General features: G+C 75.6%; 2 protein-coding genes. One reads left to right on the forward strand and one right to left on the reverse strand.

The genetic code is table 11. The annotated features are described in order from the left end of the window. The coding region (locus D8M29_RS11635; protein ID WP_148111605.1) for a M48 family metallopeptidase at nucleotides 1-326 on the forward strand (326 nt) is incomplete at its 5' end. A 64-nt stretch (nucleotides 327-390) separates the two neighbouring features. Here the strand turns inward: D8M29_RS11635 and D8M29_RS11640 are convergent. Further along, nucleotides 391-1,791: a zinc-dependent metalloprotease gene (locus D8M29_RS11640; RefSeq protein WP_060974198.1), complete on the reverse strand. Its 1,401-nt coding sequence runs from the start codon at nucleotides 1,789-1,791 to the stop codon at nucleotides 391-393. Between the last annotated feature and the right edge of the window lie 89 nt (nucleotides 1,792-1,880).

Genomic DNA, 1,880 nt, shown 5'->3' on the forward strand with positions numbered 1-1,880 from the left:
CCGGCGGCCTTCCGATCCGGGCCCGTCCGGTCTCGGTCACGTGGTCGGCCCGGCAGCGCCGCCGCTGGGGCTCGTGCACGCCCGCGCGCGGCACCATCCGGCTCTCGACGCAGCTGCGCGGCATGCCGGACTGGGTGGTGGCGGCGGTGCTCGTCCACGAGCTGGCCCATCTGCTGGAGTCCGGACACGGCCCGGCCTTCCGACGCCTCGTGGACCGGTACCCGCGCTACGCCGAGGCGATGGCCTTCCTCGAGGGGGTCACCTTCGCCGAGGGCCGCGGTCGCACGGCGCCGGACCGGTGGGCGGAGGACGAGGATGCGGACTGACACGACGGCGGGCGGCCCACCCCTGTGGTGCCGGACCGCCCGCCGCCGTCGTGCCGGGAGGGGCTCAGTCCTCGCGCGGCGCGTCGCCGAAGCCGCCCTCGAGGAGCTTGCGCAGCTCGTCGTCGAGGGACTCGGTGCTGGCGTCCGCGGCGGAGCGGCGCCCGGCGTACCCGGCGGGGTCCTCGAGGTCCTCCGCGGTGGGCTGACGCTCGGGATGGCGCCAGATCTCCTCGCGGTACTCCGTGCCGTGCTCGGCCGTGACGTGCTCCCAGAACGCGGCGGCCTCGCGCAGGCGGCGCGGGCGCAGCTCGAGGCCCACGAGGGCGGCGAAGGCCTGTTCGGCCGGGCCGCCCGAGGCGCGGCGGCGGTTCATGGTCTCGCGCAGGGCGGGCGCCGACTCGAGCGGGCGCGCGGCCTCGGCGACCACCACGTCCACCCAGCCCTCCACGAGGGCGACGAGCAGCTCCAGCTGGTCCAGCGCGGCCTGCTGGGTGGCGTCCGGGGCGGCGATGAAGGACGCCCCGTCGAACACGGCCTGCAGGGAGCCGGGGTCCATCGGGTCCACCGACTGCGCGGCCCGCTCGATGCCCTCGGTGTCCAGGCGGATGCCCGCGGCGTACTGCTCGACGGCGGCGTACAGGTCCCGCTCGAGCCACGGCGAGTGCAGGAACAGGCGCATGCGTGCGGCCTCGCGCAGGGCCAGGTAGATGCGGATCTGGTCGTCCGGCACCGAAAGCCCGTCGCCGAACTCCTCGATGTTCACGGGGACGAGGGCGAGACGGTGGCCGGCGACGGGCAGGCCGATGTCCGTGCCCGAGAGCACCTCCTTGCCCAGGGCGCCCACGGCGCCGCCGAGCTGCAGGCCGAACATCGTGCCGCCCATGTTCTTCAGCATGGGCTGCAGCCCGCCGAGCAGGGAGGCGTCCATGCCCTCGGGGAGCTGGCCCGGCAGCTGCTGCTCGATGGCCGCGGACATCGCGCGGGACATCGAGACGGCCACGGGCTCGGTGAGCCGGCGCCACTGGTCCATGGTCGCCTCGACCCACTCGGCACGGGACCAGGCCACGCCGACGCTGCCGACGGGCTCGGTCTGCGTGACGCCGTCGAGCCACAGCTCGGCCAGCCGCAGCGCCTCGTCCACCTCGCGTCGCGCGAACGAGCCGACGGCCGGGTCCTCGCCGGCCACGGCCTGGCGGGCGGCCTGCTTCGCCAGAGCCCAGTTCACGGGGCCGTCCGAGCCGGAGCCGGAGCTCATCATCGCCTGGAACTGGGCCATGGCCTGCTGCATCATGGCCGGATTCAGCTGGGACGGGTCGAAGGGCACCCCGCCGGGGCCGCCCAGGCCCTCCATGGCGCGTCGGACTTCGTCCGGGTCGGGGCCCTGGCCGCCGAAGAGCTGCCGCAGCATCTCCTCCAGGGGGTCGCGGCCGTCGTCGGATCCGGGCGTGCGCGCGTCGTTGCTCATGTCTCCAGCGTATCCGCGTCGGCGCGGCGCGCCCGCCCTCCCGACGTCGCGGCGGCGCGGTTCGCCCATGGCGCACGGCGTCGCGCGGG

The organism is Micrococcus sp. HSID17227, assembly GCF_003989405.1.
Lineage (GTDB): Bacteria > Actinomycetota > Actinomycetes > Actinomycetales > Micrococcaceae > Micrococcus > Micrococcus luteus.